This window comes from Saccharopolyspora sp. 7B (assembly GCF_020177435.1).
Lineage (GTDB): Bacteria > Actinomycetota > Actinomycetes > Mycobacteriales > Pseudonocardiaceae > Saccharopolyspora_C > Saccharopolyspora_C gregorii.
On record NZ_JAIUKC010000053.1, the window covers coordinates 71,119 to 79,704 of the forward strand.

8 protein-coding genes are annotated in these 8,586 nt (G+C 72.0%); all 8 read left to right on the plus strand.

The genetic code is table 11. The annotated features are described in order from the left end of the window. Window positions 1-19: 19 nt before the first annotated feature. From argJ to tyrS, 8 genes are read left to right on the plus strand one after another with little or no spacing between them, the layout of a single operon-like run. Window positions 20-1,177 (plus strand): bifunctional glutamate N-acetyltransferase/amino-acid acetyltransferase ArgJ, encoded by a 1,158-nt coding sequence (gene argJ / locus LCD33_RS10225; protein ID WP_224961631.1) that lies wholly within the window; start codon window positions 20-22, stop codon window positions 1,175-1,177. Continuing rightward, complete coding sequence (gene argB / locus LCD33_RS10230; RefSeq protein WP_224968540.1) at window positions 1,174-2,151, plus strand: acetylglutamate kinase; 978 nt, start codon at window positions 1,174-1,176, stop codon at window positions 2,149-2,151. The genes argJ and argB overlap by 4 nt, the downstream gene beginning before the upstream one ends. Beyond that, window positions 2,148-3,320: an acetylornithine transaminase gene (locus LCD33_RS10235; RefSeq protein ID WP_224961627.1), complete on the plus strand. Its 1,173-nt coding sequence runs from the start codon at window positions 2,148-2,150 to the stop codon at window positions 3,318-3,320. The genes argB and LCD33_RS10235 overlap by 4 nt, the downstream gene beginning before the upstream one ends. Window positions 3,321-3,368: 48 nt before the next feature. Next, window positions 3,369-4,292 carry an ornithine carbamoyltransferase gene (gene argF, locus LCD33_RS10240; protein ID WP_224961626.1) on the plus strand — a complete coding sequence of 308 codons (924 nt, stop codon included), beginning with the start codon at window positions 3,369-3,371 and terminating at the stop codon, window positions 4,290-4,292. After that, complete coding sequence (locus tag LCD33_RS10245; protein ID WP_224977764.1) at window positions 4,289-4,864, plus strand: arginine repressor; 576 nt, start codon at window positions 4,289-4,291, stop codon at window positions 4,862-4,864. Before argF ends, LCD33_RS10245 begins: the two co-directional genes overlap by 4 nt. 9 nt (window positions 4,865-4,873) lie before the next feature. Then, window positions 4,874-6,295: an argininosuccinate lyase gene (argH, locus tag LCD33_RS10250; RefSeq protein ID WP_224968534.1), complete on the plus strand. Its 1,422-nt coding sequence runs from the start codon at window positions 4,874-4,876 to the stop codon at window positions 6,293-6,295. Window positions 6,296-6,329: 34 nt separating this feature from the next. Then, complete coding sequence (locus tag LCD33_RS10255) at window positions 6,330-6,956, plus strand: DNA-3-methyladenine glycosylase (RefSeq protein ID WP_224961619.1); 627 nt, start codon at window positions 6,330-6,332, stop codon at window positions 6,954-6,956. A gap of 33 nt (window positions 6,957-6,989) precedes the next feature. Next, window positions 6,990-8,264: a tyrosine--tRNA ligase gene (tyrS, locus tag LCD33_RS10260; RefSeq protein WP_224961616.1), complete on the plus strand. Its 1,275-nt coding sequence runs from the start codon at window positions 6,990-6,992 to the stop codon at window positions 8,262-8,264. Window positions 8,265-8,586 lie beyond the last annotated feature (322 nt).

Below are 8,586 nucleotides of genomic sequence, written 5' to 3' on the forward strand. Positions count from 1 at the left end.
CCAGCACGGAGGAGAACGCATGAGCGTCACCGCCCCCGCCGGATTCCGGGCGGCCGGCGTGGCCGCCGGGATCAAACCCACCGGCGCGCTCGACCTGGCCCTCGTCGTCAACGACGGTCCGCGGCACACCGCCGCCGGGGTCTTCACCACCAACAAGGTCAAGGCCGCGCCGGTGCTGTGGTCCCAGCAGGTACTGCAGGAACGCAGCCTGCACGCCGTGGTGCTCAACTCCGGCGGCGCCAACGCCTGCACCGGGCCCGAAGGCTTCCAGGACACCCACGCCACCGCCGAGAAGGTCGCCGACGTCCTCGGTGTCGGCGCCATCGACGTGGCCGTCTGCTCCACCGGGCTGATCGGCGAACGCCTCCCGATGCCGGCCGTCGTGTCCGGAGTGGACGGTGCGGCCGCGGCGCTCGACGGGACCGCGGACGCGGGCACCGCCGCCGCCACCGCCGTGCTCACCACCGACAGCAAGGCCAAGCAGGCCACCGCCGCCGGGAACGGGTTCAGCATCGGCGGATTCGCCAAGGGCGCCGGAATGCTCGCGCCCAACATGGCCACCATGCTCAGCGTGCTCACCACCGACGCCGTCGTCGAACCGGACGTGCTGGACACCGCGCTGCGCGCCGCGACCCGCACCACCTTCGACCGGCTCGACGTGGACGGCGGCACCTCCACCAACGACACCGTGCTGGTGCTGGCCTCCGGCGCCTCCGGCGTCGAACCGAGCGCCGAAGAGCTCACCGAGGTCCTCACCGCCATCAGCACCGACCTCGTCCGCCAGCTGCAGGGCGACGCCGAAGGCGCCACCAAGGCCGTGGACATCACCGTGCGCGGCGCCCGCACCGAGGACGACGCCGTCCACATCGGACGGATCATCGCCGAGGACAACCTGGTGAAGACCGCGCTGTTCGGTTCCGACCCGAACTGGGGCCGGATCGCGATGGCGCTCGGCCGGGCCCAGGCCGAGATCGACGTCAGTCGCGTCGAGATCATCACCAACGGCGTCTCGCTGTTCGCGGGCGGACTGCCCAACCGGGACCGCGGCGAAGCCGACCTCACCGGCCGCGACATCGAGATCGTCGTGGACCTGCACCTCGGCGACCAGGCCGCCACCATCCTGTCCACCGACCTGTCCCACGACTACGTCGAAGAGAACAGCGCGTACTCCTCATGAGCGCCGAACAGGCTCCCGCCGAGCAGAACCCGGCCGACCAGAACTCCGCCGACCGGACGCCTGCCGAACAGACCCCGGCCGACCGCCTCGCCACCGCCGCCGAGAAGGCCAGCGTGCTCGTCGAAGCGCTGCCCTGGCTGGAGCGCTTCCACGGCGCCACCGTCGTCGTCAAGTACGGCGGCAACGCCATGATCGACGACGAGCTCAAGGCCGCATTCGCGCAGGACATGGTGTTCCTGCGCCTCGCCGGGCTGCACCCCGTCGTCGTGCACGGCGGCGGACCGCAGATCACCACCATGCTCGACCGGCTCGGCATGACCGGCGAGTTCCGCGGCGGCCTGCGCGTCACCACCCCCGAAACCCTCGACGTGGTGCGGATGGTGCTCGTCGGGCAGGTCGGCCGCGAACTCGTCGGCCTCATCAACCAGCACGGACCGCACGCCGTCGGCATGTCCGGCGAGGACGCGCAGCTGTTCACCGCCGCCCGCCGCACCGCCACCGTCGACGGCGAACCCGTCGACGTCGGCCTCGTCGGCGACGTCGTCGCCGTCAACCCGGACGCGGTGCTCGACCTGATCAGCGCCGGGCGCATCCCCGTCGTGTCCACCGTGGCCCCCGACGTGGACGGCGTGGTGCACAACGTCAACGCCGACACCGCCGCCGGCGCGCTCGCCGTCGCACTCGGCGCCGAGAAGCTCGTGGTGCTCACCGACGTCGAAGGCCTCTACACCGACTGGCCGGACCGCTCCTCGCTCGTCGCCCGCCTCGACGCCGACGAGCTCGAAGCGCTGCTGCCCGGCCTCGCCGCCGGGATGGTGCCGAAGATGGAGGCCTGCCTGCGCGCCGTCCGCGGCGGTGTGCCGCGCGCCCACGTCATCGACGGCAGGCTCGCGCACTCGGTGCTGCTCGAAGTGTTCACCAGCGCAGGCGTCGGAACGATGGTGCTGCCCGGACAGGAAGGCGAACCCGCATGACCACCAACACCACCGGGACCCAGCGCTGGCAGGCGTCCATGATGGGCAACTACGGCACTCCGAAGCTCACCCTCACCAGCGGCTCCGGCTGCGAGGTCACCGACGCCGACGGCAACACCTACCTCGACTTCGTCGGCGGCATCGCCGTCAACGCGCTCGGCCACGCCCACCCGAACGTCGTCGCGGCCGTCACCCGCCAGATCGGCACCCTCGGGCACGTCTCCAACTTCTACGCCCACGAACCCGGGCTGGAACTCGCCGAACGGCTGCTGGAGCTCGCCGGGTTCGCCGGGCGCGGGCGGGTGCTGTTCTGCAACTCCGGCGGCGAGGCCAACGAAGCCGCGTTCAAGATCGCCCGGCGCACCGGACGGCTCAAGATCATCTCCACCGAGGGCGGGTTCCACGGCCGCACCATGGGCGCGCTCGCCCTCACCGGCCAGCCCGCCAAGCGGGAACCGTTCGCCCCGCTGCCGCCCGGCGTCGAGTACGTGCCCTTCGGCGACGTCGCCGCGCTCGAAGCCGCCATCGACGACACCACCGCCGCGTTCGTCGTCGAACCCGTGCAGGGCGAGAACGGCGTCATCGTCCCGCCCGAGGGCTACCTGCGGGCCGCCCGCGAGATCACCGCGAAGCACGGCGCGCTGCTCGTCGTCGACGAGGTGCAGACCGGCATCGGCCGCACCGGGCACTGGTTCGCGTTCCAGCGCGACGGCATCGAACCCGACGTGATCACCCTCGCCAAGGGCCTCGGCGGCGGACTGTCCCTCGGCGCCTGCATCGGCGTCGGCGACGCCGGTGAACTGCTGCAACCCGGCCAGCACGGCACCACCTTCGGCGGCAACCCCGTCGCCTGCGCGGCCGCGCTCGCCGTCCTCGACACCATCGCCGCCGACGGCCTGCTCGACCACGTCAAGGCCATCGGCGAACTCATCGCCGACGGCGTCCGCGAGCTCGGCCACCCGAAGATCGCGGGTGTCCGCGGCCTCGGCCTGCTGCTCGGCATCCGGCTCACCGAGCCCGTCGCCGCCGCCACCGCCGCCGCGGCTCAGGACGCCGGCTACCTGATCAACGCCGTGCAGCCCGACGTGCTGCGGCTGAGCCCCGCACTGGTGCTCGACGCCGACCAGGCCCGGCGGCTCGTCGCCGCCCTGCCCGGTCTGCTCGGCTGACCTGCCCGAACACCCGAACCCCACCACGACAGCCACGGAGGTGATCCCGTGACGCTCCGGCACTTCCTGCGCGACGACGACCTGAGCCCGCAGGAGCAGACCGACATCCTCGACCTCGCCGCTCGGTTCAAGGCCGACCGCAACGGGGACCGCTCGCTGGAGGGCCGCTCCATCGCGGTCATCTTCGAGAAGAACTCCACCCGCACCCGGATGTCCTTCGAGGTCGGCATCCACCAGCTCGGCGGCCAGCCGCTGGTGGTCGACGGCCGCATGATGCAGCTCGGCCGCGAGGAGACCATCGAGGACACCTCGCGGGTGCTGTCCCGCTACGTCGACGCCGTCGTCTGGCGCACCTTCGCCCAGCCGCGCATCGAGGCCATGGCGGGCGCGGCCACCGTGCCCGTGATCAACGCGCTCACCGACGAGTTCCACCCCTGCCAGGTCCTCGCCGACCTGCAGACCGTGCGGGAGCGCCACGGCGAACTGCCCGGACGCACGCTCACCTACCTCGGCGACGGCGCCAACAACATGGCGCACTCGCTGCTGGTCGGTGGCGTCACCGCGGGCATGCACGTCCGCATCGGCGCCCCCGAGGGATTCGCTCCCGCCCAGTGGGTGCTGGACGCGGCGAACAAGCGCGCCGCCGAGACCGGCGGTTCCGTGCGCGTCGACACCGACCCGCGCGCCGCCGTGGACGGTGCCGACGTGCTCGTCACCGACTCCTGGACCTCGATGGGCCAGGAGAACGACGGCAAGGACCGGGTCAGCCCGTTCCGCCCCTTCCAGGTCAACGCCGAACTGCTCGCCGCCACCGGCGTCGAGTCCACCGTGCTGCACTGCCTGCCCGCGCACCGCGGCTGGGAGGTCACCGACGACGTGCTCGACGGGCCGGCCAGCGCCGTGTTCGACGAAGCCGAGAACCGGCTGCACGCGCAGAAGGCCCTGCTCGCCTGGCTGGTGCAGCGGTCATGAGCACCCGGGCGGCCCGGCAGGCCCGCATCGTCGAGCTGGTCTCGGCGATGGGCATCCGCAGCCAGACCGAGCTCGCGCGGCTGCTCGCCGGGGACGGCATCGACGTCACCCAGGCCACGCTGTCCCGCGACCTCGACGAACTGGGCGCGGTGAAGCTGCGCGGGCCCGACGGGGGAGCCGCCGTCTACGTCATCCCCGAGGACGGCAGCCCCGTGCGCGGGGTGCAGGGCGGCACCACGCGCCTGAGCAGGCTGCTGGCGGAACTGCTCGTCTCCGCCGACGGCTCCGGCAACCTCACCGTGCTGCGCACCCCGCCCGGCGCCGCGCAGTTCCTGGCCAGCGCCATCGACCGCGCCGCCCTGCTCGAAGCCGTCGGCTCCATCGCGGGCGACGACACCGTCATGGTCGTCGCCCCCGAGCCGCTCACCGGCCTCGACCTCGCCGAACGGTTCACCAACATGGCCTCCGGCGAACGCGCCCGCCCCGAGGACGGCGAACCGGGCGACGCGCATCCCGCCGGCGGCGAGAACGATGACCGATCGAACCCGCACCATCCGAACGAATCCCGATAAGGACCCACCGTGACCCAGCAAGGCAGCGAGCCCACCAAGCTGTGGGGCGGCCGCTTCGCCTCCGGCCCGGCCGAAGCGATGGCCGCGCTGAGCCTCTCCACCCACTTCGACTGGCGGCTGGCCCCCTACGACATCGCCGGTTCCCGCGCGCACGCCCGCGTGCTGCACGCGGCCGGGCTGCTCACGGCCGATGAGCTCGACCGGATGCACCAAGGCCTCGACGTGCTCGCCGCCGACGTCGAGTCCGGCGCGTTCCAGCCCGTCATCGACGACGAGGACGTGCACACCGCCCTCGAACGCGGGCTGCTCGAACGCGTCGGCACCGACCTCGGCGGCAAGCTGCGCGCCGGCCGCTCCCGCAACGACCAGGTCGCCACCCTGTTCCGGATGTGGCTGCGCGACGCCACCCGCCGCGTCGCCGCAGGCGTGCTCGACGTCGTCGCCGCCCTCGCCGGGCAGGCGCAGGCCCACCCGGACGCGGTGCTGCCCGGCCGCACCCACCTGCAGCACGCGCAGCCGGTGCTGCTCGGCCACCACCTGCTCGCGCACTGCCAGGCGCTGCTGCGCGACGTCAGCAGGCTGCGGGACTGGGACGCCCGCACCGCGTTCTCCCCGTACGGGTCCGGTGCGCTCGCCGGTTCCTCGTTGGGGCTGGACCCGCAGGCCGTGGCCGCCGAGCTCGGCTTCGACGGCGCGGTGGACAACTCCATCGACGGCACCGCCTCCCGCGACTTCGCGGCCGAATCGGCGTTCTGCCTGGCCATGCTCGCGGTGAACCTGTCCCGGGTCGCCGAAGAGGTGATCATCTGGAACACCGCCGAGTTCGGCTACGTCACGCTCGACGACGCCTGGGCCACCGGCAGCTCGATCATGCCGCAGAAGAAGAACCCCGACGTCGCCGAACTGGCCCGCGGCAAGTCCGGGCGGCTCATCGGCAACCTGACCGGCCTGCTCGCGACGCTGAAGGCGCAGCCGCTGGCCTACAACCGGGACCTGCAGGAGGACAAGGAGCCGGTCTTCGACTCCGTCGAACAGCTCGACCTGCTGCTGCCCGCGATGGCCGGGATGCTCGGCACGCTCACCTTCCACACCGAGCGGCTCGCCGAACTCGCGCCCGCCGGGTTCACCCTTGCCACCGACATCGCCGAGTGGCTGGTCCGCCAGGGCGTGCCGTTCCGCGTCGCGCACGAGGCGTCGGGGGAGTGCGTGCGCACGGCCGAAGCCCGCGGGGCCGGGCTCGACGAGCTCACCGACGAGGAGCTCACCGCCGCGCACCCCGCGCTCACCCCGCAGGTGCGGGAGGTGCTGACCGTTCCCGGCTCCATCGCCTCCCGCGACGCCCACGGCGGCACCGCGCCCGACCGGGTGCGCGAGCAGCGGGACCGCGTGTTCACCGCGATCGAGGCGCATCGCGCCTGGCTGGCGGCGTGAGGACCGTTCACGTCCGGTCGGTACTGTTCCGCTCGTGAGCCACCAGTTGACGCGAGCGGAACTCGCCCACGACCCCCTCCGGGTGGCCCGCAGCCTGCTCGGCTGCGAGCTGCGGTCCAGCCACCCGGAGGGCGACGTGCGGGTGCGGCTCGTCGAAGTCGAGGCCTACCGCGGCGGTGACGACCCGGCCTCGCACTGCTACCGCGGCAAGACGCAGCGCAACGCGGTGATGTTCGGCCCGGCCGGGCACCTCTACGTCTACTTCGTCTACGGGCTGCACTTCTGCATCAACGTCGTGTGCACCGAGGACGGCGTGCCCGGCGCGGTGCTGCTGCGCGCGGCCGAGGTCCTCGACGGCACCGAGCTGGCCCGCAGCCGCCGCCCCGCGGTGCGCAAGGACGTCCAGCTCGCCAGCGGCCCCGCCCGGCTGGCGGGCGTCCTCGGCATCACCCGCGAGCACAACGGCATCGACCTCACCGACCCGGACTCGCCGATCCGGCTGCTCGACGGCCCCGCCGTCGACGAGGACGACGTGCGCACCGGGCCGCGCGTCGGCGTCGCCACCGCGGTGGACCTGCCCTGGCGGTCCTGGATCGACGGCTCCCCGGCGGTGAGCCCCTACCGGCGCGGGGGACGTCGGCGCATCCGGGACCAGGCATGAAACCGCTCGTCGGCATGCGACAGACTGGGTCGCGTGAGTGAGCACATCCTTGACGAGCTGTCCTGGCGCGGCCTGATCGCGCAATCCACCGACCTCGACGCGCTGCGTTCGGACCTGGATTCCGGGCCGCTCACTCTCTACGCGGGCTTCGACCCCACCGCACCCAGCCTGCACGCCGGCCACCTGATCCCGCTGCTGACGCTGCGCCGCTTCCAGCTCGCCGGGCACCGCCCGGTGGTGCTCTCCGGCGGCGCGACCGGCCTGATCGGTGACCCGCGGGACGTCGGGGAGCGCAACCTGCACGACGAGGACACGGTCCGGGCGTGGACCGAGCGGATCGGCCACCAGCTGGCGAAGTTCGTCGACTTCGACGGGACCTCGACCGGCGCGCTGGTCGCCGACAACTCGGACTGGACGGCGCAGCTGCCGGTCACCCAGTTCCTCCGCGACGTAGGCAAGCACTTCTCGATCAACACGATGCTCGCGCGGGAGACGGTGAAGCGCCGCCTGGAGGGCGACGGCCTGTCCTACACCGAGTTCAGCTACATGTTGCTGCAGGCCAACGACTACGTGCAGCTCTACCGCAGGCACGGCACCCGGTTGCAGCTCGGCGGCTCCGACCAGTGGGGCAACATCGTCGCCGGCGTGGACCTGCTGCGCCGCCAGGAGAACACCACCGCCCACGCGCTGACCCTGCCGCTGGTCACCGACGCGGAGGGGCGGAAGTTCGGCAAGTCCACCGGCGGCGGCAACGTGTGGCTCGATCCGGAGCTGACCTCGCCGTACGCCTGGTACCAGTACTTCGTGAACTCCGCGGACGCGGACGTCGCCAAATACCTGCGCCTGTTCACCTTCCTCGACCGCGAGGAGATCGAGGAGCTGGAGCGCACCACCGCCGAACGCCCGCAGCAGCGCGCCGGCCAGCGCAGGCTCGCCGAGGAGCTGACGACCCTGGTGCACGGTGCCGACCAGACCCGCCAGGTGATCGCCGCCAGCCAGGCGCTGTTCGGCCGCGGGGACTTCGCGGAGCTGGACGAGGCGACGCTGGACGCGGTCATGGCCGAGGTCCCCACCGGCGAAGTGCGCCTGTCCGACGAGCCCACCATCGTCGACCTGCTGGTCGAGGCGGGTCTCGCGCAGGGCCGCGGCGCCGCGCGGCGCACCGTCAACGAGGGCGGCGCCTACGTCAACAACACCAAAATCGCTGATGAGACGTGGTCTCCGTCGAAGGACGACCTGCTGCACGGCCACTGGGCGGTCATCCGACGTGGCAAGCGTCACACTGCGGGGATCAAGGTGCTGTACTAGCCTGTTCGTAGGGCCGGAAACGGCGGGTGACCTGCGGGTTTGCCTCGTTCCGGTCCTACTGCGGGCTGACTTGACTTTAGGTCGGCCGACGCGTAAATTACTTCAAGTCAGCGCGGAACGGGCCGAGAAAATCGGACCGGGCGCGACAGCGGGGCCACGAACCAAGCTCCCAACTGGTGTTGGTAGAGTGGGTGGAACCGAAGTGGAAAACTCTAAAAGCAGGCCGGAACTTGGCTGGGCAGGCGCGGGAAACCGCGGAAACGCGAAAGCGACCCCCCCTGAAACGGCCGGAAATCGGGCCTGCTAGAGTTTGGAACATCGC